General features: G+C 56.5%; 25 protein-coding genes. 7 read left to right on the plus strand and 18 right to left on the minus strand.

Annotation, left to right across the window (positions count from 1 at the left end; all coding sequences use genetic code 11):
• Window positions 1-21 precede the first annotated feature (21 nt).
• Window positions 22-756 (minus strand): SDR family oxidoreductase, encoded by a 735-nt coding sequence (locus tag IB258_RS19110; protein ID WP_225590434.1) that lies wholly within the window; start codon window positions 754-756, stop codon window positions 22-24.
• A gap of 112 nt (window positions 757-868) precedes the next feature.
• Here IB258_RS19110 and IB258_RS19115 point away from each other — a divergent pair, with 112 nt between their 5' ends.
• From IB258_RS19115 to IB258_RS19125, 3 genes are all read left to right on the plus strand, one after another.
• On the plus strand, window positions 869-1,684 hold the full coding sequence (locus tag IB258_RS19115) for a LysR family transcriptional regulator (RefSeq protein WP_192353024.1): 816 nt from the start codon (window positions 869-871) through the stop codon (window positions 1,682-1,684).
• 121 nt (window positions 1,685-1,805) lie between these two features.
• The gene (locus IB258_RS19120; protein ID WP_192353025.1) at window positions 1,806-2,795 is read left to right on the plus strand and encodes a tripartite tricarboxylate transporter substrate binding protein; all 990 of its coding nucleotides are present in this window, start codon (window positions 1,806-1,808) and stop codon (window positions 2,793-2,795) included.
• A 447-nt stretch (window positions 2,796-3,242) separates the two neighbouring features.
• A complete protein-coding gene (locus tag IB258_RS19125; protein WP_192353026.1) occupies window positions 3,243-4,406 on the plus strand; it encodes a DUF4268 domain-containing protein in 1,164 nt (387 codons plus the stop codon).
• 666 nt (window positions 4,407-5,072) lie between these two features.
• On the opposite strand, the gene IB258_RS19130 is transcribed toward IB258_RS19125, so the two are convergent.
• The 11 genes from IB258_RS19130 to IB258_RS19180 form a co-directional block, all read right to left on the minus strand.
• Window positions 5,073-7,631, minus strand: coding sequence for a toll/interleukin-1 receptor domain-containing protein (locus IB258_RS19130; protein ID WP_192353027.1), 2,559 nt, complete (start codon window positions 7,629-7,631; stop codon window positions 5,073-5,075).
• Between the two features lie 303 nt (window positions 7,632-7,934).
• Window positions 7,935-8,168 (minus strand): antitoxin VbhA family protein, encoded by a 234-nt coding sequence (locus IB258_RS19135; RefSeq protein WP_052097482.1) that lies wholly within the window; start codon window positions 8,166-8,168, stop codon window positions 7,935-7,937.
• A gap of 652 nt (window positions 8,169-8,820) precedes the next feature.
• Complete coding sequence (locus IB258_RS19140; protein WP_192353028.1) at window positions 8,821-9,873, minus strand: type IV secretion system protein; 1,053 nt, start codon at window positions 9,871-9,873, stop codon at window positions 8,821-8,823.
• A 1-nt stretch (window position 9,874) separates the two neighbouring features.
• A complete protein-coding gene (locus IB258_RS19145; RefSeq protein WP_192353029.1) occupies window positions 9,875-10,135 on the minus strand; it encodes an EexN family lipoprotein in 261 nt (86 codons plus the stop codon).
• Window positions 10,132-10,578, minus strand: a complete 447-nt coding sequence (locus tag IB258_RS19150) for a hypothetical protein (protein WP_192353030.1) — start codon at window positions 10,576-10,578, stop codon at window positions 10,132-10,134. The genes IB258_RS19145 and IB258_RS19150 overlap by 4 nt, the downstream gene beginning before the upstream one ends.
• A gap of 10 nt (window positions 10,579-10,588) precedes the next feature.
• Window positions 10,589-11,314 carry a P-type DNA transfer protein VirB5 gene (gene virB5, locus IB258_RS19155; RefSeq protein WP_192353031.1) on the minus strand — a complete coding sequence of 242 codons (726 nt, stop codon included), beginning with the start codon at window positions 11,312-11,314 and terminating at the stop codon, window positions 10,589-10,591.
• A 257-nt stretch (window positions 11,315-11,571) separates the two neighbouring features.
• The gene (locus IB258_RS19160; protein WP_225590435.1) at window positions 11,572-11,829 is read right to left on the minus strand and encodes a hypothetical protein; all 258 of its coding nucleotides are present in this window, start codon (window positions 11,827-11,829) and stop codon (window positions 11,572-11,574) included.
• A gap of 25 nt (window positions 11,830-11,854) precedes the next feature.
• Window positions 11,855-12,850, minus strand: coding sequence for a relaxase/mobilization nuclease domain-containing protein (locus IB258_RS19165; RefSeq protein WP_192353033.1), 996 nt, complete (start codon window positions 12,848-12,850; stop codon window positions 11,855-11,857).
• Window positions 12,847-13,389: a plasmid mobilization relaxosome protein MobC gene (mobC, locus tag IB258_RS19170; protein ID WP_192353034.1), complete on the minus strand. Its 543-nt coding sequence runs from the start codon at window positions 13,387-13,389 to the stop codon at window positions 12,847-12,849. The genes IB258_RS19165 and mobC overlap by 4 nt, the downstream gene beginning before the upstream one ends.
• Entirely contained in the window at window positions 13,386-14,396 is a 1,011-nt protein-coding gene (locus tag IB258_RS19175; RefSeq protein WP_192353035.1) for a hypothetical protein, read from the minus strand. The genes mobC and IB258_RS19175 overlap by 4 nt, the downstream gene beginning before the upstream one ends.
• Window positions 14,393-14,620, minus strand: a complete 228-nt coding sequence (locus tag IB258_RS19180) for a hypothetical protein (RefSeq protein ID WP_225590436.1) — start codon at window positions 14,618-14,620, stop codon at window positions 14,393-14,395. The genes IB258_RS19175 and IB258_RS19180 overlap by 4 nt, the downstream gene beginning before the upstream one ends.
• A 465-nt stretch (window positions 14,621-15,085) precedes the next feature.
• Here IB258_RS19180 and IB258_RS19185 point away from each other — a divergent pair, with 465 nt between their 5' ends.
• Window positions 15,086-15,775 carry a metallophosphoesterase gene (locus tag IB258_RS19185; RefSeq protein WP_192353036.1) on the plus strand — a complete coding sequence of 230 codons (690 nt, stop codon included), beginning with the start codon at window positions 15,086-15,088 and terminating at the stop codon, window positions 15,773-15,775.
• A 350-nt stretch (window positions 15,776-16,125) separates the two neighbouring features.
• On the opposite strand, the gene IB258_RS19190 is transcribed toward IB258_RS19185, so the two are convergent.
• Window positions 16,126-16,353 carry a DUF1214 domain-containing protein gene (locus tag IB258_RS19190; RefSeq protein WP_225590437.1) on the minus strand — a complete coding sequence of 76 codons (228 nt, stop codon included), beginning with the start codon at window positions 16,351-16,353 and terminating at the stop codon, window positions 16,126-16,128.
• A gap of 46 nt (window positions 16,354-16,399) precedes the next feature.
• Between IB258_RS19190 and IB258_RS30610 the strand changes: the two genes are divergently transcribed.
• On the plus strand, window positions 16,400-16,591 hold the full coding sequence (locus tag IB258_RS30610; protein WP_370539842.1) for a CrpP-related protein: 192 nt from the start codon (window positions 16,400-16,402) through the stop codon (window positions 16,589-16,591).
• Between the two features lie 39 nt (window positions 16,592-16,630).
• On the opposite strand, the gene IB258_RS19195 is transcribed toward IB258_RS30610, so the two are convergent.
• The 3 genes from IB258_RS19195 to IB258_RS19205 all read right to left on the minus strand — a co-directional run bounded on the left by IB258_RS19195 (window position 16,631) and on the right by IB258_RS19205 (window position 19,352).
• The gene (locus tag IB258_RS19195) at window positions 16,631-16,867 is read right to left on the minus strand and encodes a DNA-3-methyladenine glycosylase (protein ID WP_192353037.1); all 237 of its coding nucleotides are present in this window, start codon (window positions 16,865-16,867) and stop codon (window positions 16,631-16,633) included.
• Between the two features lie 85 nt (window positions 16,868-16,952).
• The gene (locus tag IB258_RS19200) at window positions 16,953-17,471 is read right to left on the minus strand and encodes a phospholipase D family protein (RefSeq protein ID WP_192353038.1); all 519 of its coding nucleotides are present in this window, start codon (window positions 17,469-17,471) and stop codon (window positions 16,953-16,955) included.
• Between the two features lie 1,674 nt (window positions 17,472-19,145).
• On the minus strand, window positions 19,146-19,352 hold the full coding sequence (locus IB258_RS19205) for a cold-shock protein (RefSeq protein ID WP_192353039.1): 207 nt from the start codon (window positions 19,350-19,352) through the stop codon (window positions 19,146-19,148).
• A gap of 445 nt (window positions 19,353-19,797) precedes the next feature.
• Between IB258_RS19205 and IB258_RS19210 the strand changes: the two genes are divergently transcribed.
• Complete coding sequence (locus IB258_RS19210) at window positions 19,798-20,235, plus strand: hypothetical protein (protein ID WP_192353040.1); 438 nt, start codon at window positions 19,798-19,800, stop codon at window positions 20,233-20,235.
• 363 nt (window positions 20,236-20,598) lie between these two features.
• On the opposite strand, the gene IB258_RS19215 is transcribed toward IB258_RS19210, so the two are convergent.
• Together IB258_RS19215 and IB258_RS19220 are read right to left on the minus strand one after the other, a co-directional pair.
• Window positions 20,599-20,802: a hypothetical protein gene (locus tag IB258_RS19215; protein WP_192353041.1), complete on the minus strand. Its 204-nt coding sequence runs from the start codon at window positions 20,800-20,802 to the stop codon at window positions 20,599-20,601.
• Between the two features lie 520 nt (window positions 20,803-21,322).
• Window positions 21,323-22,282, minus strand: coding sequence for a LysR family transcriptional regulator (locus tag IB258_RS19220; RefSeq protein WP_225590438.1), 960 nt, complete (start codon window positions 22,280-22,282; stop codon window positions 21,323-21,325).
• A gap of 134 nt (window positions 22,283-22,416) precedes the next feature.
• Here IB258_RS19220 and IB258_RS19225 point away from each other — a divergent pair, with 134 nt between their 5' ends.
• Entirely contained in the window at window positions 22,417-23,331 is a 915-nt protein-coding gene (locus IB258_RS19225) for an alpha/beta hydrolase (protein ID WP_192353043.1), read from the plus strand.
• Window positions 23,332-23,395 lie beyond the last annotated feature (64 nt).

Here is a 23,395-nt window from a genome sequence, read left to right on the forward strand (position 1 = left end):
GCGGCCACGGCAACGGATGCATTAGGCCTGTTGGCGCGTGGCCGCCAGCACGATTTCCCGCACGCAAACCCCGTCCGGCTGCGCATAGGCGTAGTGGATGGCGTTGGCCACGTCCTCGGCGGCCAGCACCTTGCCGCCCATCTCGGCCTTCCAGGCCTCGTAGCCCGTCTTGATGTCCGCATCGGTGGTATGGCCCAGCAGCTCGGTTTCCACGGCGCCCGGTGCGATGGTGGTCACGCGCACGTTGTGCGCCGACAGTTCCTCGCGCAGGTTTTCCGACAAGCCGTGCACGGCGAACTTGGTACCCACGTAGGCCACGTGATTGGGGAAGGTCTTGCGCCCGGCCACCGAACTGATGTTGATGATGCTGCCGCGCTTGCGTTGGGCCATGCCGGCCGCGACCGCATGGACGCCGTTCAACACGCCTTTCACATTCACGTCCAGCATCCGGTCCCATTGGTCCGGGTCCTGGCGCGTGATGTCGCCCAACAGCATGACGCCCGCATTGTTGATAAGCGCATCGGCCGGCCCGAAGCGCGCTTCGCCTTCCTGCACGGCGGCGGCCAGCGCGGCGCGGTCGGTCACGTCCACGGACAGCGCCAGGGTGTCGGGCAGGTTCAGCGCCTGCATTTTTTCCAGCCGGCGGGCCAGCAGCAGTAGCGGGTGGCCGTGAGCCGAGAACAGGCGGGCGGTGGCCAGGCCGATGCCGGAGCTGGCGCCCGTGATGATGACCAGCGGTTTCTTCATGGTTGACATGGGGGGCTCCTGATATCGGTTTTATGTATGCTTGAGCAATCGGAAATCATTCTATTCCCGGGAATTCGCCCTGAGAAATGGTTTATTCCTTTGGAAGAAATCGGAAAATCTTATGGATAGCCGCCAGCTCAAGGCCTTTGTCGCTGTCTTCGAAGAGCGCAACATCACGGCCGCCGCCCGTCGCCTGCACCTGAGCCAGCCGGCTCTGTCCGGCACGATCAAGAGCCTGGAGGACTTGCTGGGCACGCAATTGTTCGCACGCCAGGCGCGGGGCGTGGCCGTGACGGAGGACGCCCGCATCCTGTATCCACAGGCGCGGCGCATCCTGTCGCAGACGGACTCGATGACGCATCAGTTCCGCCATGGTTCGTCTGCGTCGCGCATCGAGATCGGCGTGGAGGCGGATATCGCAGGGTCGGACATCGCGGCCTTCATGCGCGCGGCACAGGAAGTCGTGCCGGGGCTTTTCGTGAATCTGCTTGAAGGATGCCAGGGCGATGCTCGACTGGCGACCGAAGACGAGCGTTGCGAGGATGAGCTGTTCTTGCCGCTGTCCGTCGACCCCTATGTGCTGGCCCTGCCCGCGGGCAGCGGCGCCGACGCGGCATTGCCGTGGATTGTGTGCCCGAGCCACCCGACGCATCAGCGCCTGCTGCCCTTCTATGGCACCGGTGCAAATACGCCGGCCGCGCACGCCGGATCGCTGCGCCTGGCCTTGGCGTTGACGGCCGCCGGCGCGGGCATGTGCGTGGCGCCGGAATCCCTCGCCCGTAGCCAGGCCGGCGTGGCGATCAGGCCGCTGGAAGGACTGGAGATGTCGCGGCGCATCGGACTTTGCTATGCAGTGCAATCGTTGGACAAGTCGGTGGTGGCAACGCTGGTGGAGCGGCTCGCGGATCCTGCGGTCCGGGCCAGGCATACAACATAGAGAAGCCTTTCAACGCCATCGATAGGCTGGGCCAGCCTGCAACTTCACTCGTTAAGTTGTAGTCTTGCGCCTTTCGCCAATAAACATGGCCGCGCCGCGGCCGATCAGGGAGGAGATAACTATGACAACGCGATCCGGCGCCAAGCTGGGCAAGGCGGTACTGGGGATGGCGCTGGCTGCCGTGGCGTTTACCGCATCGGTTTCCAATGCGCAGACGGATGACTACCCTTCGCAGCCGATCAAACTGATCGTGCCCTTTGCCGCCGGAGGCGGCAATGACGGGATCGCGCGTCTTCTGGGGCAGTTGCTGTCCGATGGCCTGAAGCAGCCCGTGGTGGTGGAGAATCGCCCCGGCGCAGGCGGCAAGCTGGGTGTGGAGCAGAGCCTGAAGGCAGCGCCCGATGGCTACACCCTGACCTTGATTTCCAACAGCTATTCCGTCAACCCCAGCCTGTACAAGCTGCCGTTCGATCCGGTCGAGGACATGACGCCGATCGGCATGATCGCGCGTGCGCCGTTCTTCGTGTCGGTCAATCCCAGCGTGCCGGCGGATAGCTTGGGCGATCTGGTGGCTTTGGCCAAGAAGAAGCCCGGCGGGTTGACTTATGCATCGTCCGGCACGGGCGGCATATCGCATCTGGCGATGGAGGCCTTCTTGAAGACGGCCGGTATCACCATGGTCCATATCCCGTACAAAGGGTCCGCGCCGGCTCTGACGGACACGGTCTCAGGCCAGGTTAACGCGATGCTGACCACGGCCGGCTCGACCCTGCCTTACCGCGAGGACAAGCGCCTGAAGGTGCTGGCCGTGACCTTGCCGCAGCGCGTGTCCTCGGCGCCGGACATCCCGACGGTGCGCGAGGCTGGCGTGCCGTATGACGTGACGGTGTGGTACGGCATCATCGCGCCCAAGGGCGTGCCGCCGCAGGTGCAGGTCAAGCTGAACGCGGCGATCAATGCGGCCGTCGTGAAGCCCGAGATGGCCGATCGTCTCAAGGCTACTGGGGAGGAGGCTGCGCCGGGTAGTCCGAAGGACTTTCGCGATCAGATCGTGAAGGAGATTTCCTTGTGGGGCGATGTGGTGCGCGAGGCGGGCGTGACGGTTAATTGATCGTCTTGCGGGGAACTGGGCACAGGACTGTCAACATCCGTCTACAACAGTCTGTGCCGAGTGGTCGGACGCCAAAAAGCTTGAACTCACAAGCAGAAGGATCACATCCGCCGCGTTGATCTGCTGATCAATCTCCGCTTCCAAGCGGCAGCCCGCGACAATACGGCGGTCATGCCAAGACTCGATGAGTCCCTAGTGTTGCAAGGGCGCGAGGTGTTTTTCGAGCTGATCGCGATATTGCTCGTCATCATGCGAATAAGAGAAAAATAACTTGGCCATCGAAGATCCTCTGTCTGTAAAGCCGCCTACCTCCCCCGGGGGCCGCGACTGCACCACAAGGCTTGATGAAGTATGATTTTGTAACATAGTGGCCTCTAGCACTGCTCCTACCGGGCGTGCCCGCATTGCCCACATGCGTCCCAACAACGGAAACCGGATTGACCATACATGTTCCGAATTGACCATGCATCGAATCGCATCATCAAGCTGAAGGAGGTGAGTTTTTCGGAACTGGGATTCACCGAACGGCACCATCTTCAGGAATGGCTGGCTAATCAGCCAGATGCTCTGGGCGAAGAGCTTCTCATCATCCAAAAGGAATTCGACGGCTTCGACGACACCCGGGAGCGACTCGACCTGCTGGCCATCGATAAGAACGGTGACTTAGTCATCATCGAGAACAAGCTTGACGACTCGGGAAAAGACGTCGTTTGGCAAGCTCTCAAATACGCCTCCTACTGCTCAACCTTGTCGAAGTCACAGATCGCCGAGGTCTTTCAGAAGTATCTGGACAAGTCCGGACCGGGCCAGGATGCGAAGGCGCTCATCTGCGACTTTTTGGGACAGGAAGAATTTGCGGAGGTCGTGCTGAACCCCGGCAACGATCAGCGTCTCATCATGGTGGCGGCGCAGTTCCGAAAGGAAGTGACATCCACTGTTTTGTGGCTATTGAAGCATCGGGTGTTCGTGAAGTGCTTTCGAGCGACGCCGTTCAAGGACGGAGACGATCTGTTCCTCACTGTCGAACAGGTCATTCCGCTTCCAGAAGCCGAAGAACTCATGATTGGCATTTCCGAAAAGGAAGACGAGGAACAGTCCTCGGAGCGCGGCCAGGCGACACGGTATCAGTTGCGCACGGATTTCTGGCATGCGGCCCTAGAGGCGCTTCGGACAGCGAATGTGGAACTCTACGCCAACGTCAGTCCCAGCCGAGACCATTGGCTCAATGCGGGCTCCGGCGCCAGCGGCATCTACTATTCGATGATCTTCAACAGAGACGAGGCGCGGGTAGAGTTCGCCCTAGGCACACGATCGAAGGAGGCGAACAAAGCGCTGTTCGACTACCTCTACGCACGCCGGGAGGAGCTTGAGGTGGCTTTCGAACGTCCGCTGTCCTGGCGGCGCATGGACGACAAAAAGGTGTCACTGATCGAATGCGCTGCTTCCTTCGACGGACACAACCGAGAGAGCTGGCCAAGCATGATTAAGTGGCTCGTCGAACATGTGAGAAGAATGGAGAATGCATTCGACAAGGAGATTCCTGCACTTCGGCACCTCGCGAAAACGCAGTTCTCGAAGGAGGCCACAGTCGAAGAGATGGCACTTTCATGAAAATGCTCGAGCCGGTGCGGACAGTCAGGGGCGCCCAAAGCCGAGCTTTGGCGGCTGACGGTGCCGACAAGATACCGGCAGAGGCGGCTGCGCACAAATGCCAGCATTGGCGATAGCCCGGACAAGCCCAGAATGCTCAGCGATGCCTCGGTCTGGCCTCAAAGTAGGCGCTCTGAGGCGTGCGTTTCCGTTCGCTGTAGAGCCAAGGTGCATGATAGGGGTCCACGGGGATTGCCGATATTCGTAGCCTGAGTTGGGATATTTCGCTAACGGCGACGCTCACCGTCTTTCAAAGCAAAAAGCCGTCCCTGCATTTGCAGGGACGGCTTTTTGAATTCTGGTGCCCGGGGCCGGAATCGAACCGGCACGCCTTGCGGCGGGGGATTTTGAGTCGGTGATTTACAGTGTTTCTACAGGGAAATGGGGCGAATTCTAGCGTAGGTTGAAATAGGTGAAACCATTTTTGAATCAATAAGTTAGCGTATTTTAGTTGAATTGGTGAAAACTGGTCGCTGTACCTGTACTGTACCGTGCGGGCTCGGTACAGTGATAGAAAGAGGAGGATCACCGTATGCCAAACTCAAATAGAAATGAACCTGTCATAACAGACGTGAACTAATGCATAAATTCTATAATGCCCTGTTGCGATGATGCCTCCTATCCAATCTAACGGCCAGCCGCCGACCTTAATATTGTTATCTGCGACGTAGAGAGTTTGCCTTGCGCGTAGGCAGCAGCATCCAATAAATTGGACGCCAGTGCTCGTTTGATTGTGCTAGGAAGGTAAGTCTGACAACGTTCGAACCAGTCCGCTCCCTCGCTTGCAGAAACTGCAGAACTAGATTCGACCAGGTTCTTACAAATTAAGGGGAGCGTGGATTTTCGCTGTCCGTTCTTTTGTTTAAGGCTCTTGTAGTATAGGGCTTCCCACATCTTGGCTGCTCTATCATAAATTTTGCTCTTGTACTCGAAGCGGGCCTTGAGCATATCAACGATGGGAGAGGGGCTATTGCCATAAGGTTGGACTTCCAAAAAATCTCTAGCCTCCTGAACTTGGTTTAAAGCAAGAAAATAGTCGCATTTCAAGATTCCCCAATACATTTTGTCGCGCGAGCTGTCGTTTGCTTGCATTTTATCCAGCAAGAGTTCGATTTCCGAGGTGCGTTTTGCCACGTCTGCGGGTGTGCCCTCCAACTCGACCCTCACCGCCATTTCAATTACGTACTGATTTGAAGGGGCGCGATTCAAAGCTGTCTTAATATGCCGTCGTGCCGAGGGAATATCTCCTATCCCCAAGGTTACGGACGCAAGTTCCCGCAGGACATGAATGTCAAACTCGCCTTTTGACTTAAATGCGATGGTTAGGTAACGCAACGCTTCATCAAATTTCCCGTCGAGACGTTCTTTGAATCCATTAAGGAAATAGGCCATTCTCTTGGCTTTAGTGGAATCTGGAACTTCTTCTAGTTGCCTGCATGCAGTACGAAATTCTTCATTTCTATCCAGTCGAGCTGCCGCCATTCCCATATATCTTAATGTCTCAACCAAACCGTCCTGCGACAAAGCGGCACGAGATTCATAGGCTCTGGCGCACAGCGCCATGGTTTCCTCATAATTCTCGCTTTCATACATTGATCTGGCTACTTGGATACATTGTGAAGGCAAAATTATGCTCTCAAATACCACGCCAACATTCTCGCCCCGCCGAAGAAGATTCAGGCAGTATTCATTAAGAACTGGCACAGACGTAACGTCGTCCAACTTCAATGCGCTAGCAACACCGCTTTGGAGTTCAAACAACTTTCGCAAATTGCTATCCACATTTTTCTCACGGCCGATCGCGCGCGCGCCACGCACCAAATAATTGGGCATGCGTAAGCAAACCTCATCTTCCAGTAAGAAACCAAGTGACTCGCAATCGGAAATCGCATCATTTATGGCTTCAGCACTGGCCAATTGAGAATCTATCAAATACTGAGTGAGATCAGACTTCACAATATAGCCAGCATTGGCCACAAAAGCCAATACCGTCGAGGTTAAGGGGGATTTGGCGAGCTCTTGTAAGAATTGCCTCGACATCCCCTCAAGATTGCTAAGTAGGTGCGGTTTAATTTTTGCAATGCTTCCAGATCCCTCTGCAACTAATAGTTTGGCTCCCAATTCTAGTTGTTTCGGGCTTCCAGCGCATGCTTCATAAACTAGGTCTTTCAGCTCTGCGCTATACGGCTTATTTAGAGACTTTAGCCACCAGTTAAATAGAATCTTAGAGGTTCCCTTTTCCAATGGGGGCAATTCGGTCACTACTAATTTTCCCATTAGTTTTACTGATGTCCCTAATGGTCGGCGAAAGACTGTTATCGCAAGTCGTGGATAATCTCGAGCAGATAGGGTTGAAATTAAGTCCGAAAGCCACTCAGGTAGTAGGCCTTCTTCGGTGAACAGGGCATAGTCGCCCTCAAGCAAGACGACCTGTCCTCCTGCTGTGCACTCATCGACCTTTTTTGCTAGCTCTTCAATCCGATCCGAGTATTCTCTGTTGTCGAATTCACTGAAAATTTCAGCGAATTCAGAAGGCGTTGTGATAGTTGTTAAACCAACTAGGTCTCGAAATAACTCTTTTTCTGTGATGAAGCTGGAAGCCGATATTAGTAATTTTCTTCTGGAAACAAAAGGGTACTGCCTACTATAGATTTCATTGATCAACTCTTTTCGTCCAGAGCCATCAGGGCCGTGACACATTATTGCGCCTGGCATTTCTTTGGTCTCAACTAGAAGATCGCTTTCGATCTTTTGCAATTCCTCGTGTCTGTAGAAGGGAGGACGGCTGGCTGCGTGAACCTCCTTATCAATTTCACTTTGTATCCGGCAGAGAATATGCCGATATGTCGGCGGTTCTCTCATGACATACTTTTTTAGCCAATCTGGTAGATCTCCAAATTCTGATCCAGCAAGCAAGAAAACCATAGCTCTTCGCACGCCGTTTCTCATCCAATTTTCAAACGCTCGTTCTAATTCACCGCGAACCCAAGGGGACGCTAATGCGACGGGGGAGGCGAAAAGCACAAAATGCGTTGACGAAGATAGGGCCGAGAGTATTTCGGAAGGGATAGATCCCGTGGGATCAAAAGTTGCTTCATCGAAGTGACACAGCGATGCTCCCAGTTCTTCATAAATCTTACGAACCATTGCTTTATCTGTCGATGAATGAGAAAGAAAAATTTTCATCCTGATGTCTACTCTGAGTTATGACAAAAATGAATTTTCTGGAAATGATCGGCGTCACGTAGGCTTCCCGATATCCGCGTCTCTTTATTCGTTACGCTGGAAAAATACGGTGGGTGTATTTAGCAGATTCCTAACGGCCATCTTTGATAAAAAGAAGTCGATAGGGAGTCTAAGTAGTGTTTAGTCATCCGAAACGGCTTACCTATGTTGGCCCCATTTTTAAGTTAGGCATCTGGCAGACTTGCAATGCGAAAGCCGGCGACAGCCTATCCTGCACTAGCCCCCAAATCCTAAATTTCTTCGTCATGACGAAGACTTTGGGAGCGCTAATGCGTCAGCGCGCGGCTGCACAAACTCTTGCAGGCTTATCTGACCATCGACGAAACGCTGAGCGTGGGCCTCATCTGCTTCACTGAGCGAGAAACCTTCTAGACCGACGGAGGCCCGCGCATAGTTAACTGCCGATTGCCGGCGGCTGCGTTCGGTATCCGATATGGTTTTGCGGGGCTGTTGCCTGCATTTACCCTTGCCAGCCATGGTGTCTCCTTGCCGTAGGTAACTCGATCTTACAAGAAGTATGGGTAATTTGGTTTAGGTACGCGCAGCCACAGAGGTGGTGCGCTGAAATTGTCTTGTTTTACATGCTATGGACGCCAATATCGGCTGCGTACTAGCCGTAGTTTCCAAAGAGGCTTTGCCTCTCTGGACTCTCCACCCTCGCCGGCGGGAGCCTCGGGAGCAGAGGTTGCGGGCCTTTGGCCCGGAACTCTTGCCCCCGGGCATAGCGTGGGGCGCTCCTGCCGCGTCAAGGGGCCGTGTCCTCGCCCTGTGGGCTGCGGGCCGCACCAACCCCTTGACCCGTCATCCGCTCGACGGCACTGCTACTGACGTCGTTTGGCCGGAAGAGGTGTCAAGGGCGGGACCGGAAGCCGCAGCCCGAAGCGCAGCGCAGGGAACGGGTGAGGATCCCGGGCGAAGCCTTCACCCTTGATGCCTCTGGAAGCCATGCAGCCTATCGGCCGGGGGGAGGAACAAGGCGAAGCCGCTGGGCCTGCCCCCGCGGCCAGTCCGGCAAGAACGGACGCGGGATGCAACCGAAGGGGTTGCCCAAGCGTAGCGCGGAGATATGTGCGGCCATAAATGAAAAGGCCTCGCTGATGGCGAGGCCGATGCGGACGCAACATGAACATCACTTACCGTTGACGGAGCCGCCCGTTGCCGGTCCCCAGTTCTTGCCCATGTTCTGCAAGACGTGTTGCCGATAGGCTGGGTTCCACATGGTGTTGCCTGCAATCATGTGGTTGGTTCGGCCAGCAGTAACCATCATGCCCGACTGCATATCGCGGCGAGTCGTCTTAGGATTCACCACGTTGCCAATACCCTGCGCCATGCTCCTGAATGTCACCGCGTCAAAGGCGATGCCGCCAGCCAGTCTCGCTCCTAAGCCACTCGTTTTTCTCTGCGCGAAGAAGATGATCAAGGCAAGAACGATGATCTGCACAAACGAACTGATGGGATTGTCTGTGGTCGTACTTATTACTCTGTCGAACAGCGCCTTGAATAGCGCCACACCGACAGACACGACAACCATTGTGATGGCAATTTCAAGGATGTAGGCCAGTGCCTGCTCAAACCATTTGTCGAACCATTTCGCGGTGACTGGAAACATTAGCGCCGCGATAAAAAATGGTCCGAGACCAAGCATTATTCCGAGACCGAGCTTTGCCATGATGATGGTGGCGGCCGCAGGCAAATGAATAAGAAAAACGGCAATGGCCATCATGAGTGCATTCAGGGCATCCCAGAACATATGACCTAGTTCGTAGAACTCGCGCTTTGCGACTTTGCCTAGCATGTCGTAAGCCACGTTAAACCCTTTGTCCGCCGAGCTATCCAGCACCTGATAGATGCTCGTCGCTTGAGCGGTAGACGTGGACATGATATCGGCTAGGCCTGTCTCCAGGCCTTGAATGGCCGACACGACGGTAGCCGTGTAGGAATCAGTTGTCATGCAGAATGCCGTGATGATGAGGAGCTTCATGCACTGCTTGATGAAGGTCTGAAACGGAGCTTCAACCGCGCCCGTGCTGATCGCGTAGCCAGTCAAGGTGATGTATAGCGTGACGCCGGTCAGCATCAGCATTTGAAAGCCGAGGATGACGTTCGAAGCGGTTTCCGATACGAAGGTGTTCAGCATCGCATCGACGCTGCTGCCTATCCACTGGAATAAGGCGAATCCCATGTTATTGCCCTCCCTTGAGCGGATTGATCGGTGTCAGGTCGAAATAGCCTCGCTTATCGACGGCCAGATGGTTTGCCGCTGTCTTGGCGTTGATGCAGTTGGCGGATGCGGCGAGCTCGCCGGGGCTGGCTTCGCATTTCGCGATCATCGCGTTGCGTTCGGGGGCATGCGCCTTGTACCAATCGACGGTTTGAACGGGGGTATTGTCGCCGCAAGCGGCCAGCGTGAGCGTGATGAAGAAAGGGAAGAGGATGTTTTTCATTTGTGTGCCTCGCGTGCGTTGATGATGTCGAGTGCGTGGGCCACTTCGGTGGCCTCAATGATCCGTAACGCTGCGAGGGTTCGTACGACGCTTTCTCGCATGCCGCCCCATGTCGGCTGTGTGAAGCGATTTGGCGCGTTTGTCCAAACGATGCCGATGCACGCAATGGATGTGACGGCAGACAGGATGATGTTCATCCAAGGCGGCAACGGTTCTTCATCAATGAACGGCAGCGTGAATCCAAACCAGCCCATAGCCGCGTAGTAGGCAGTGAAAGCAGCCATACCGATGGCCACGACATCAAGGGTTCTCATCAGCGGCGCACGCCGCATAAGCTCTCGGTAGTACTCAGGACTCAGGCGGCGAGCGCAAGCCCAGAAGCGATAGATGGCAAGGCATAGCGTTACCACTGGAACCAATGTGATTGCGTAGAACGGAGCCATGATGTTCTCCTTAGCGTGCAAGCGGGTTGAAGACTTGAAGAGTGGGGTAGCCCCGTTGATCAACAATCTTTGCGTTGATCTCCTTCCGCTGTTGCTGCTGTAGGCGGTCTTCGGCTGCCGCGACCATCTGGTACATCTGTAGCTTGGTCTGCTCGTTCTGAATCATGGCCTGCTCGACTGCGATGCGGCCTTGCAGTTCAGCAATGGCTTTCGGGTCTTGTGTCTGGTTGATCTGCCGCATCAACTGGTCGATTTGGCTGAGGCGATTTTTCGCGGCGTCGTAGGCATCGAGTGCAAAGGCTTTGTCTTGCGCACCTTTGACGGCTTGCGCTTCGCAGCGCGTGCGTTGCTCCGTCGAGGCAAAGCCGGCGCAGGCGTCATACACCTTGTTGTCGTTGTAGATGGACTCAGCGCGCCCGCTCAGGCCAGCATAGCCGCCTGATTTAACGGAGTCGTAGACGCTTTGCCAATCGCGCGGCAGGTAGTCCCGCAACTGCGGGCTGTTGAACAGTTCGCCCATGCCGCGTGCGCCGGTGACCGCAGCGTATTGCTGTTTCATCTGGTCGATCTGGCTGACCATCTGGTCGTACTGCATCTTCCACTTCGCCATCGTTTCGATCTGGTTTTCCACGCTCTTGGCGATGGAGGCGCCATCTGTCACGGGGATTTGTGCGAAGGCGGCCGACGACGCGGCAATGCCGACGGCCAGAATGCAAGAGGCTGATAGTTTCTTCATGTTCGCCACTCCTGAGAGGTTGAGGGCGAACGTAGGACCGTGCTGTCCGGTCTGTCGGTCTGTTCAGGGACCGCGCCCAGTACGACAAAGCGTTCTTGGGGCGACTAAGCGGCCGATCTGCTCTCGGCGGTCGGAACCCTTCTTTTCGGGTCGGCGCCCGGTACGCTAGGCGTCCTTGGGGCGGTGCAACGTTCGTTGTGGTTAAAGGTACAACCGAAGTTGATTGTACTTACGGTTAATGCAAAGTAGTTTCCCGATTACGGCCACCACGTGCGACGGTCAATGATGATGCGGTCCGACAGGTACGAGATGTTCGCCAGTTCCGCCAAGGCCATTTCTACGGTTCGGAACCGGTACGGTCGGCCCTTGTCGTCCATGACGCGGTGCTCTGTAGTGCCGTCCTGCACGGCCAAGGCAAAGCCCTTCCAGTAGTGCGCATACAGAATGACCTGTACGTCACCATTGCGCGCTGGATCATCGCAGTAGTCTTGCAGGGCGTCGTAGCGTAAAGCCATCTTATGGTCCTTCTTGCGCAATCAATCAACGGCTCAGGTCGCCAGTGTCTGGATGGTTGGTCCCATCCAGTCGATGGGCGTCCTTGGCCACTTCTGCGCTGCGCTGGCTACGCTGTGGGACCTGTAGCGCCTTGTCCTTCGAGGGGTCAAGGAACCGGACAATTTCCAGGGCAAGCGATTTGTCCTCTATGTCACCAGCAGCCAAGGCTTTCGCAATGTGCCCGTAGCCATTCCTGATGGCACGTGAAACGCCAGAAAGTCCGCGTCGTTCCCGCTCGGCCGCTTTGGTGCTCTTGCCACGCTTGGCGGCATGTCGCGTCGCCTGCTTGACCGTAGTGTGCGTGTTAGGCCGTGCCCTACGCGGCGTGGCGTTGGCTTCGATGCCTTGTTCGCGCAGCGCCTCGGCGAAGCGCTCCCGCCAGCGTTGCAGGTCCGCTTTTCGTGGATTGAGCCGGCTGCCGTCGAGACCGAGCGTCTTAACGCAAAGGTGACCGTGGGGATGGGCTTCATCGTCATGGATTGCGAAGACATACGCGTGGTTGGCGCCGAATTCCGTTTTCGCGAATGCACGGATAGCGTCATTGACTGCGCGTCGGTCGGTGCCGGGTGGCATGGACAGCACGATATTGAACGTTTCGCGCCGCGAGCCGTTGTCAGGCAACCCGTACTGGCCGCTTTTCCATTCGTCGCGAACGTCCTGCACTGCCTCACGGCCAAGGATAATTTCCCCGTCTTCGTTCTCCAACGCTACCAGGCCGTTGCGCGATATGTAGTCGAGGTGTGCTTTCACCTGCGCGATGCCTTTGCCGCCGCCGGAGATCTTCACCATGACTTCGGGCGCTTTGCGAGTGGTGAGCATCAACTTGTCACGGACCCGAGCGCTGCCGGTCAGCAGTAGAGGCGTAGAGGGTGGCGAAGTGCGTGATCGCGTCACCGTGCGCTTTACGCCTTGGCTGGTGACGGGCTTGGTATAGATGCGTTCGCCCCAGTCCTTCAAAATTCCATCAATGACCAGACTCATTCCAGCCTCCAGCGGTCAATGTTGGCGCGCATGATGTCTGCCACCCGCGCGGTGTGGGTTTTGATATGACGGGTCAGTGTGTTGATACGCTCAGCGGTCACCACCGTCTCCAGCGCGCGTCCCGCGTTCATATGCCTGGCGATCTGGTTCAGGTTGCGGCCGATGGCAAGCAGCCTCGAATTCGATTCGCCCAGCGTTCGCAGCTCCGTCATGCCGAACTGTGGTTCGCCGCTGAGATTGGCCCGTATCAGGTGGATGACCCAGCGATTGGCGGACATGCCCTGCTGCAAGGCCAGTGCCTCGATACGGGCGTATTCCGTCTCAGTCAGGCGGAGTTCCAGGCGGCGACGCGAAGTATCGGGTTGCTCATGTGTTGATGGAGTGGGCGAACTGGCTGTTGTTGAGCCGTTGAGTAATCGAACGATGACCTGTCTCAGTGCGTCGCTGGGGGTGCTGCCCTGGCGGACGCAGAACACCTGCCAACGTCGCTTCAGATCGCTATCTAGTCGAACACTTAGTGTGGCCTTGTTGGTTTTCATTTTGGCGTCCTCGCGTGCATGCTCAACTTGGCCTTCAGGTCCTGAAGCCGGGCTAGCGATTCAGCTTTGCTGAGCGGTACAGATTCCGATGTGGGCGACATATCCCGAGCCGCTGTCAGACGTTCCCTTCTGGTTGCTATCGGGATGCCAGCAGCCGGCACGAATCCGCCTGTGCGGTGGCGGTCAACAAGTCCTTTGAGGTAAGCGACCTTCGTTGTTCTGATGGTGCCCGGTTTCTTGATTGCACCTTCCAGTTCGTCAAGCAAAGCCTGGGCGCTTTCGGCGGGAATGTTGGCGATCAGATTCTGTATCGACATCCTTTCAGCAGGAGCCAGCGAGCTAGGGTATTGCAAGCCGTTGCCGGTTCCCGTTGTAGTAGTAGTGTTATAGATAGAGTTAGTGTTAGTAGTAGTGTTACCCGGCCGCCTATCCATACGGTTTGGATAGGGTGTGCATAGGGTATCGGGTTCGCCAACTCCTTGATTAATAAGCGCGTCGTGTGGGGCGCTGTGAATCGATGATTGGCTATCGCTAGGGTCGGCATAGGCTGTCGATACCCTATCGCTAGGAGACGCCAACGCACCGGCTACCGTATCTCGCAGCGGGTCGTCGACCGGCAGCCGATTGATGAAGTTGTCCAGATAGTCGTTGCGCCAGCGTTCGGGAAGGGCCTCGATCTGTTGGAGTGTCTTCTTCCTGAGTGTGGACGCGACGGCCATCTTGGCGGAGTTGTGATCCCACCAGACCTTTACCCAGACGTAGTTCGCGTCAGCGTCGAAATAGATTAGGTCGGCGTCAACAAGCCGGCGGATCACGTTTATCAGTTGAGACTCGACATCCCAACCCATCTCCGAGGCTGCAACGCGCAGGACGATTTCATACGCGCCGATGACGTTGCTGAAAGGCGAGGTCAGGAAGTAGAACAGCGCATAGCGGTCTTCGACCGTGCAGCCTGACAGGCGATTTGAGCGCCATATCTGGTCGTTGATGGTTCTTTGCCGACTCATGCGCGCGGCCCTCGCGTAGCGGCCTCTGCGGGCGTGATTTCATCGTCTGCCGGTTGTTCCAGATTCAGCGCTTCCGTGACCTGCAACGTCCGAAAATAGACGCGGCGGCCGACCCGCAGCATGGCTGGTTTCAGCTTGCGCGAAAAATCGGTATCGGTATAAAGCGCAACGCGGACGCCATCGGGAGATCGGCCTAGCAAGGTGGCAACGTCAACGATGCTCATCAACGGCCCAAACCGTCCCAACAAATATTCTCCAGTAGTCATTCATATGCCTCACAAGTTCACCGTAGGTAATGCCAGTCTTTACCGTGAGGGCATGGTTGTCAAACTTAAGCCATTGATTTTAAAGGCCAAAATAGAGTATCCATGAAAGCCAAGATTAGGCATCGCCAAGTGCCAAGATATGGCACATTGGTTTTCTTGCGATGAAGCGATCAAGCTAAATAAATCCAGAAATCATGGGCTTAGGCGCGGTCAGAGATGTGCTCTGATTTCGGCGTCTGAAACGTCGGTGGACAGGGAAAAAATTTGTGGAAAATTACCAACGATGTGAGCATGCTCACCCTGTTGGCTCGCATTCGAGGTGATGACACTAGGATCAGCGGATTACGTGTCACGCTATCGGGGAGAACCAAGTATCATGGGGCACGCATGACAAGTCGTTGGGGAGCTATATGGAATCTTGGAATGACGCCCGGTAATGTCCGAGTCCGGCGCTTTCAATGTAATGCCAACGGCCGTGATTTTGCGGTGGGTGACATCCACGGTCATTTTGGTCGGCTTGAGGTCGCGCTGGCTGCCGTAAAATTCTCGCCAGAAAAGGACCGATTGTTTTCCGTAGGGGACCTTGTAGACCGGGGCCCTGAATCGGTCGATGTGCTGAGATGGCTGGAGCGGCCGTGGTTTCATGCGATCTGTGGGAATCACGACCTGATGACGTGGCGACGGGCGATGGGCAATCCGATTCCGGACGTCGATCATCGCGTCCACGGTGGTGGATGGTTGGATACCTGCGTTGGTTATGTTCGTGAACGCATTGCGGCCAGCTTGAGCGCCTTGCCGCTGGCTATCGAGGTGGAAACGCCGAGTGGCGTGGTCGGTATGGTTCACGCCGACTTCCCCTATGACGATTGGCAGGCTATTCACGGCGCTACCTTCAGTACAGAGGACGAGGATGCCTGCCTATGGTCCGTGGACCGCTATCGAATGCAGTATTCCCAGCCTGTCCGCAATGTACGTGCGCTGGTCCATGGACATATGACGCTGCGCAAGCCTGCACAGCTTGGCAACGTTTACTACATCGATACAGGTGGATGGCAGGATTCGGGGATGTTTACGTTGTTGGACTTGCATACGCTTAAGTCGTGGCCGCGCTGATTCTATTCTCCTGCCTCTGAATACATGGCGCAGCCCTTAAAGGCCCGCCAAACGGGCAGATGAGAGAAGTGATTAGATAGGGCAAAAAAGAAGAGGTTCATCGCCGATTTCCGGGGAAGGTTTCTCGCGTGACGTTTTCGAGCTTGCGCAGTAGCAGCCAGCCAGGACCTAATGATCTTGCGCACCACTCGGTCGCCGTGTAGGCGGGCTTGATTCGCTCAGGAAGACATACGGCCGAGTTCGGCCAATAGCTGTCACTTCCGACAGACTGCGCCCGACCAAAAAACGGCGTATGGATTCGTGGCACTGCCCCTAGATGTTGGCATCATGCTGCCGGCTTCCTTATGCCGCTAAGCGACCAAGTTACCGCACTTTGCCCACGTCGTCCGGCTTCCATGTCTGATCATGGAATCATCCACGGCGCCATACAGCCGCAGCGTTACCAGGAAGTTTCTTCCTGGAATCGTCTTGATGAGCGCGGCATCCACCACGTCTGCGGGCTTGTCAGGGCCGCACCAGATTTCTATCGAGCCATCCTTCTGCTTCGGGATGTCGTAGTAGTCATTCGTTGAAGGCATCAACTGGTTTGCCTCGGGCGCGGTCCGACAGCAGGGAGTACAGGCCGTGCGCGACGGGGCAACGTTATCGGCTTGCCCGCACCTGAAGCCAGAAGCAATGCCGGGCGATTTGGGCGAAGCACCCGCCCTCTGGAGGTCCAAATTTGAAGCGTGGCAAGCAAAGTGGATTGCCGAAACGAAAATTCGACAACAGGCGACTGCTAACAGTCATGGCGCTGATCACAAGCAGCGCACCTAGCTGCGTTGCTACCCCTACGGCCAATGATCCAACACCTTGCTATTCGACTGTCGAGTTCCGCACCCCAAGGCGCCTGTAGTCCTCCGCACGAGCGAGCGTGCGATAGAACTGCGCCCCTATATCAATCAGGTCAGCCATTTCCTCTTCAGTCAGCTTCACCTCTAGGCGTTCCAACGCCCCGGCGTAAGCGTATAGCGCTTCAGACCAGTCGGCGAAATCCAACTTCTCTGGTCCCGCCTTCACAATCATCTTGGCAACAAATTGGTCTATGTCCACGGCGATCTCCGAGAGCCTTGGTAGGAGCAGCAATTGCTGTGCCCAAATCATGACAGGCGCGCAAAGCTGCCTGTTCCGCGCCTCGCTATGGGTAAGGCTTCCCAAGATCCCAACGCGACTGCCAATGTGCAAGGTACTGGCGCGCGACTTCCGGCATCCCGCGAATGACAACGACGTTCTCCGAGTTGGCCGTCTCGGCAGAAGGCGCGAAATTGAAGGAACCTGTTTCCACGGTAGCCCCATCGACGATGATCGTCTTGTCGTGATGGAGATGGAAATGATCGTTCGTGCGCAGCTCTACCCCATTGGCAGTCACGAAGTCCATGGCCGTTTTGCTGGCCTTGTTCTGATTGCGCTTCTTGTCGACCACGACTCTCACTTCCACGCCGCGACGCTCTGCGTCCGCCAGCGCCTGCATGATGTCTGGCGCCTGGAACGCGTACGCGAGCATCTGGATGCTGCGCTTCGCGCCGCCAATCGTTTCCAGAACCAAGGCGCGCGCTGATCCTTCAGGCGAGAAGCCGACTTGGACGTTGGGCTCGGCAACAGACATAGATGAAAGGCCAAGCAAGGCCGCGAGCAGAGTGCATCGAATCGTCGTCATCCAAGAGAGCCCTGGTGTGGCTGGCCAGATACTGGCGAGAGCGTCATTGAAACATGATCAGGTTCACGGTCCAGAGATGCTGCCAGAACTGCTCGAATCGCTGCGCAAGGGGTGACTTCACGATGACGTAAAGGTCAATGCTGGCAAAGTATGCTCCAGATCTTGTTGTTGCCCAAGGTCTTCCGCCGAATCTCCGGTGGCGTAGCTTCGATCTGCTCCTTTGAAACAAGGTAAGTCGGCGTCGCGTGGTCGCAGTACTCAACGCCCACGCGGACCGGGGCCGCGTACCCAATCACGATCAAGCTCATCAGCAACAGCGTCATCATCCATCCGAGCCGTTTCAAGCTGCACAATGCGCGCCTCCTGGCGGGCCTGCACTGCCTGTTCGTTGATCTGGTCTTACCGTTCCGCCTGGCGCCCCGACGCGCGTCCCCGATAGAAGACGCTGGTCGGCGCCAGCCCGGCCGGCAACAGCCATCCCTTGATTCGTTCAAGCCAGGTCAGCATGCCCGCCTCCCACCTCGGCGACTGCCTGGGCATGATTGCGGCCCTACTTGGTGCGAAGCTCCGCGCGCTGGGTGGGCGTGCCGCGGTCGTAAGCGCCAGGTCGCCAGGTGCGCAGGTACAACCGCCAGGTGCCGTCTTCGTCGGACACAGACGGCAGCTGACCCGGGTCGCTCCACAGCAGCAGACGCGTCAGGCCGGCCGCCAGCAAGTCGTCATGCTCGATGGCGTCCCAGATCGCGGCATCGCGCGCGGGTAGCCGCGGAATCCGCGCGATGGATGAGTGGGAAAAATTACTATTACCCCCCTTACGGGACCCGTGACTAGCGAGCGTCCGGAGTTCGAATTACCCTTATCACTCCGATTTCCACAGGCCTCCCCGGGATTTCCTGGTCGGAGCTTATGTATAGACGGGCAGCAGGAATTACACCTATGCCCTCATGCCGCGCTTCGTTCTCGCTCAGATCTGCATGCATTCGATCCACGGGGCCATGCCACAAGATGAGCAAATGAAAAAATCCGCCAGCTTTCGTCGGGCGGGTTCAGATCCATTATTGTGGTTTAGGCAAGCAAAGCACTCAGCTTTCGCGTGTTAGTCTGATCGTAATAGTTTGCACGATCAGGCGCTCTGGCGCTGTTGGGCCTTGCGTTTTCCCTTCGGCCCCGGGACATTCACCCGACGCAAACTCCCCAGCAGACATCTCACTCATCTCAAGCGTGGCCCAATGGATGAGCGCGTTTCGCTCTATCGCATCTGCCATCTCGCGCAGCCGATTTGCCAGATCGTACCTACTCATTTGCTGAATCAGCATCGCTCCGCCTATCGGTACACATGAAAAAACCTGCCGCCAGGCAGACTGACGGATGCTGTTCAGGAATGCCGCAGTTGAGCGTCGACCAAGTGGCGCCCATGATTTATGGCTGTATCTACCGCCATTACAGGGCTTGAAACAAACCCTCCCGAGGCAAAAAAAGGCACTACTTGTGGCTCGTTCAACTCATGTTGGTCCGATACTGCCCCCAATACCACGGTTGCGGTGAAAGCGGGCCGACGGCTGCCTCCAACCGATATGCGAGAAACACTAGCTGTTAGTCGATAACCTTTATAGACCATGTTGTTATGGAACATTAGTCCTCCCTGCTGCCCGTTCGTCAGTCCAGGACCGTTTTTCACAACGTGCGAATTTTCGTTGCATGGGGGCCCTTAGCCCCTTGCGCGGTGACGTAGCTCACGCGTTGATTCTCGACCAAAACTTTATGGCCATCACCGCTGACTATCTCAGAGAAATGAGCAAACAGGTCTTTGCCGCCATCCTCTGGCATGATGAACCCAAAGCCCTTAGCATCGTTGAACCACTTAACTATTCCGGTTTCCATTCTTCGACTCCTTGCATGGCGGGCAACGCCCGAAAAGGGAGCTAGTCAAGGAAAGGACTGCGAACAATGAAGCACCCGGGAGGGTGCAAAACCGGACGAAAATCGCGATGCTCGAAAAGCCGCTAGCTCACTATGGGTGCCCAATCTCTCAAAGTCAATCTACGTTTCCAAATAGCACCAGACCACGGCTGGAGTCTTAGCCACACAGGCCGATCTTGGCCGATCTTGCCTAGCGCAACACTCAGCCAAGTTTTGTGTAACGACCTCCCATTGTTCCAACATGCAAATGACAAGTCGCGTACCCTGCGCGTATGGGGATTGAACGTGTGTCACCCCGCCGTCTTACCAAGTGGGAGTGCAACATGCATCGAGTACAACTCCAGCAGAATCCGCCAGACCTGCCTAACGGGCGACGGGCAACGTTCGCAAGATTAGCGACTCTCACGTGAGAGTGATCAGAAGGTCCATTGCTAAATTCGCGCATGCTTTTGTCAGGCTCCTCCCGCCAACCTCGCCACAAGGTGCGAAAAGAGACCGGGATATAGGAACGAAGCCAACTCACGCAGCCATTTCGTCGCCATGGCGCATCTACCGCATCTACGCTCGTCCAGGCCATCTGCTAATTCGCAACGAGCAAGGTCAAATACTCGATCTAGGAGTCATGAAGGGCCAAATGCCCAACCTCGCCTATAGACTTTTCATCGGTGAATTGAGCGGTAGTCACTTCGCGAATCGCACCCAATTGCTTGATGATGTAGCTCGCCGCATCCAAGCTGGCGAAGTTGGCAGAGAATTGCTTTCTCTTCCTCAGTGGGAAAAAGCACCTGGAGCTGATTTAGATCGCGGCACGCATGTGGACGTGTCCATGAGGGTTAAGCGTTGAAGCACTAAGTCGTTCACACCCGGCCAGTGCGGTAAAAAGGAAACAAGAAAAAGCCCGCCTGCTTTCGCATAGCGGGCTATCAGGTGCGTTTCGTGCAAGCGCACCTGTGGACGGACAAATTTTCCTAAATCACGTCCCACTGTGCGAGAACTTCATGTCTCACTTTTCTTGCGACAGCAGAGCGAATTGCGCACGCCTCTTCGTGTGAGCCGGCGCAAGATATGCCCCCCTCCGTCAACTGGGCCAGTACGCGAATGACCGCTTTGCCCTCGCGCGTATCCAGCGCGCGCCCGTTGCATACTGCACCAGTTCGATCATCCTGAAATCCCGCTCTGGTAGGCCGCCATCAGGCCGATAATTTCCTTAGCAAACCTCACGTTTCACCTGGTTCTTGAATAGCCCCAAATACAGCTTGTATTTGGTGACCGATATTGCCTTGCCGGTCATCAGGGCAATCCAGTGCAAAGCCGCCGTGCGCCTCTGCTGCGCCTCTAGCGCGGCGGACCAGTCCGGCGGCGCGCGCAGCGTCGAACAGAAACGACTCCACCGCGGCAGCTGCAGCGCCATCCCGGGTAATCCGCAGCCAGAGGCTAGCCGCCACCGTCACCCGCAGCGCGCCGACTTGAATCTGCCGTGGGGTGTCGATGATGGCCTGACGGACTGTTGATTTGCAGGCAGAGTCGACCCACTTTACGTTTGATTTGCATCTAATTCTGACCCACCTCGTGAACACTATCCTGCTCGGGACCCGAGCAGGAGACAAGAGTGATAGGCGCGGCTCTTCTCAGCAATGACCGCAATGGGTCGAAGCCGGGCATCAGCCATAGAGCACCTCCAGCCAACAGCAGGCTTTTTCATTCGGCTCCATCGCGGGCGATATTTACTCGGTCGAACAATGAGGGGTCGATGGCCTAGCACAGACAGCTTGGGTCAGCCAACTATCAACAGCTCTTCGAGCTTGTCTTTGTCGGGGAGCAACTTGAGTTCAATCACCCGGATAAAGGACCGCCTCAACGCCTATTGGATGGATCGAATGAGTCGAAACACCCCTGACTCGATCCGCTGCACATTCTCGCCCTGCAAAACCTTAGGCTTTCTTGCCCCTCTGATATCGGTTCTTGGCAGCAGAACGGAACTCGGACGACTGCGCTAACCCCACCCTCTTTTCCACCAGGAAATCCATCAATGTCCGGGTCTTGGCGGGCATCTGCGCGCGTGACGGCACATACAGGAAGAAGCCGGGAAATGGCCGGCACCAGGGCGCCAGTACCCGTATCAATGATCCCTCGTCAAGATACCGGCTCACGCATAGGTCGATGTGCTGCACCAGGCCAACGCCCTGCAAAGCGCCGCGCAGCATGCTGTCGTCGTCGTTGAAGACGGCATTGCCCTGCGGCTCGAATACGACAGTGCGTGCCTCGGCATCGGGTGAGGTGAAAGACCAGCGGTCTATCGTGCCGCTGGAGGTGAAGCGGTAGGCCAGGCAGTTGTGCTTCATCAGGTCTGCCGGTGTTTCGGGCACCCCGTGCCGCTCGAAATAGGCTGGCGAGCCCACGATGGCCATCTCCAGCGGCGGCGTAACGGGTACCGCCACCATGTGCTCATCAAGGCTCTCGCCCAGGCGGATGCCAGCATCCAATCCCTCGGCCACGATGTTGGAAAAGCCATCGTCCATGACCAACTCCAGACGCAGCCGCGGATAGCGCGCCAGGAACTCCGCCATGTGCGGTTCCAACAGCAGACGGGCAGCAACGCGCGAAGAGTTCATGCGAATCAAGCCCGAAGGCTCGGTATGCACTTCGCCCAGCTCGCCCACGGCACGCTCGATCGCCGTCAACGCGGGTTGCAGCACGTCAAGCAAGCGCTGCCCTTCCTCGGTCAACGACATGTCTCGGGTGGTGCGGTTGAGCAAGCGCACTTTCAGATGCTGCTCCAGACCCTTCAAGTGCTGGGACAGCGCCGCGCGCGTCACCTCCATTTCCGTCGCAGCTTTGGTGAAGCTGCGATGACGGGCAATGTGCGCGAACCAGGCCAGGGCGGGAAGCAAAGAGGGTTCTATCGGCATATTGTCAAGTTTAACTAATCAGTAATGTCTTAATGAGCGTATTTATTAAAACCAATGTACTCCCTAGCATTAGAGGTGTCTCGAATAGACACCCTCATCAACAAGGAGCTCATGCCATGCAGAAAGTCAGCATCCAGAACCGCAACGGCCAAGGCGTCACATTGGCAGCCAACATCCACTTTCCTGCTGGCTTCAATAAGACCGGCAAGTACCCTTCCGTCGTAGTTTCCCACCCCGGCGGCGGCGTGAAGGAGCAGACCGCTGGCCTGTACGCCGAGAAGCTCGCGGAAAGCGGCTTCATCGCCATTGCCTACGATGCTTCCTACCAGGGCGAGAGCAGCGGCCTGCCGCGCCAACTGGAAAACCCCTATGTCCGCACTGAAGACATCAGCGCCGTCATCGACTACCTGACCACCTTGCCGTATGTGGACCAGGACAAGATCGGTGCCATGGGCATTTGTGCCGGCGCTGGCTACACGGCCAATGCGGCGATCAACGACCGCCGCATCAAGGCAATCGGCACGGTAAGCGCAGTCAACATCGGCCAGATGTTTCGCAACGGCTGGGAAAACACTGTCAGGGATGCCAACGCCGTCGGCTACATCGAGTTTGGCTCGAATGCGCGCACGGCCGATGCGAACAAGCCCGAACCCGCCACGGTGCCGCTGGCCCCGATGCGCGAGGAGGATGCTCCCAACGCCGAACTGCGCGAAGCCTGGGAGTACTACCACACATCGCGCTGCGAGCATCCGAATGCTCCCGGTTTCATGACCGCGCGTAGCCTCACGCAGATCATTACCTACGACGCTTACCACAAGGCCGAGGCCTTTCTGACCCAGCCCGTCCTGGCCGTGGCAGGCAGCGCAGCCGGCAGCAAGTGGATGAGCGACGACCTGCTGGCCCGTGCCGCAAGCGCGGACAAGCGGATGCACGTCGTCGAAGGCGCCAACCATATGTCGTTGTATGACGTTCCCAAGTATGTGGACGAAGCCATCTCCCAACTGGTCCCGTTCTTCCGGGCCAAGTTGTAAGGCTGCCAAAAGGAATAGCCATCTGAGCTTGACCGCTCAGCGCCGAATGCCAATATCACGAGGA

The organism is Achromobacter sp. ACM02 (genome assembly GCF_014851605.1).
GTDB lineage: Bacteria > Pseudomonadota > Gammaproteobacteria > Burkholderiales > Burkholderiaceae_B > Achromobacter > Achromobacter aegrifaciens.

Coding starts and splice junctions, on each gene's coding strand:
- IB258_RS19110 (WP_225590434.1), bottom strand. CDS start 756: ATGTCAACCATGAAGAAACCGCTGGTCATCATCACGGGCGCCAGCTCC.
- IB258_RS19115 (WP_192353024.1), top strand. CDS start 869: ATGGATAGCCGCCAGCTCAAGGCCTTTGTCGCTGTCTTCGAAGAGCGC.
- IB258_RS19120 (WP_192353025.1), top strand. CDS start 1,806: ATGACAACGCGATCCGGCGCCAAGCTGGGCAAGGCGGTACTGGGGATG.
- IB258_RS19125 (WP_192353026.1), top strand. CDS start 3,243: ATGTTCCGAATTGACCATGCATCGAATCGCATCATCAAGCTGAAGGAG.
- IB258_RS19130 (WP_192353027.1), bottom strand. CDS start 7,631: ATGAAAATTTTTCTTTCTCATTCATCGACAGATAAAGCAATGGTTCGT.
- IB258_RS19135 (WP_052097482.1), bottom strand. CDS start 8,168: ATGGCTGGCAAGGGTAAATGCAGGCAACAGCCCCGCAAAACCATATCG.
- IB258_RS19140 (WP_192353028.1), bottom strand. CDS start 9,873: ATGGGATTCGCCTTATTCCAGTGGATAGGCAGCAGCGTCGATGCGATG.
- IB258_RS19145 (WP_192353029.1), bottom strand. CDS start 10,135: ATGAAAAACATCCTCTTCCCTTTCTTCATCACGCTCACGCTGGCCGCT.
- IB258_RS19150 (WP_192353030.1), bottom strand. CDS start 10,578: ATGGCTCCGTTCTACGCAATCACATTGGTTCCAGTGGTAACGCTATGC.
- virB5 (WP_192353031.1), bottom strand. CDS start 11,314: ATGAAGAAACTATCAGCCTCTTGCATTCTGGCCGTCGGCATTGCCGCG.
- IB258_RS19160 (WP_225590435.1), bottom strand. CDS start 11,829: ATGGCTTTACGCTACGACGCCCTGCAAGACTACTGCGATGATCCAGCG.
- IB258_RS19165 (WP_192353033.1), bottom strand. CDS start 12,850: ATGAGTCTGGTCATTGATGGAATTTTGAAGGACTGGGGCGAACGCATC.
- mobC (WP_192353034.1), bottom strand. CDS start 13,389: ATGAAAACCAACAAGGCCACACTAAGTGTTCGACTAGATAGCGATCTG.
- IB258_RS19175 (WP_192353035.1), bottom strand. CDS start 14,396: ATGAGTCGGCAAAGAACCATCAACGACCAGATATGGCGCTCAAATCGC.
- IB258_RS19180 (WP_225590436.1), bottom strand. CDS start 14,620: ATGAGCATCGTTGACGTTGCCACCTTGCTAGGCCGATCTCCCGATGGC.
- IB258_RS19185 (WP_192353036.1), top strand. CDS start 15,086: ATGACGCCCGGTAATGTCCGAGTCCGGCGCTTTCAATGTAATGCCAAC.
- IB258_RS19190 (WP_225590437.1), bottom strand. CDS start 16,353: ATGCCTTCAACGAATGACTACTACGACATCCCGAAGCAGAAGGATGGC.
- IB258_RS19200 (WP_192353038.1), bottom strand. CDS start 17,471: ATGACGACGATTCGATGCACTCTGCTCGCGGCCTTGCTTGGCCTTTCA.
- IB258_RS19205 (WP_192353039.1), bottom strand. CDS start 19,352: ATGGAAACCGGAATAGTTAAGTGGTTCAACGATGCTAAGGGCTTTGGG.
- IB258_RS19215 (WP_192353041.1), bottom strand. CDS start 20,802: ATGGCGCTGCAGCTGCCGCGGTGGAGTCGTTTCTGTTCGACGCTGCGC.
- IB258_RS19225 (WP_192353043.1), top strand. CDS start 22,417: ATGCAGAAAGTCAGCATCCAGAACCGCAACGGCCAAGGCGTCACATTG.